The 282-nt window shown below is 64.9% G+C and carries 1 protein-coding gene; it reads right to left on the reverse strand.

What is annotated here, in order from left to right; translation table 11 throughout:
- On the reverse strand, positions 1 to 282 hold a 282-nt coding region (locus H7K45_RS29645; RefSeq protein ID WP_263999774.1), incomplete at both ends, for an integrase core domain-containing protein.

Consider the following 282-nt stretch of genomic DNA (forward strand, 5'->3'; position numbering starts at 1 on the left):
GTCTGGTGACTGGTGGGCGGCCTCCGATGGCGGAGTGGGCTCGGTGGTGATTGTAGAAGTGCAGCCAGCCCGGTAGCGCGGTGTTGCGTTGGTCGGTGGATTCGTAGAACTGTGCGTAGGCCCANCCGTCGCCCAGCGTGCGGTGGAATCGTTCGATNTTGCCGTTGGTTTGTGGCCGATACGGGCGGGTGCGCTTCGGGGTGATGTTCAGTTCGGCGCANGCCTCGCGCCAGGCGTAGGACACGTAGGCCGACCCGTTGTCGGACAAGACCCGTTCGACGG

It is taken from the genome of Mycobacterium yunnanensis (assembly GCF_025823185.1).
GTDB classification, from domain to species: Bacteria; Actinomycetota; Actinomycetes; order Mycobacteriales; family Mycobacteriaceae; genus Mycobacterium; species Mycobacterium yunnanensis.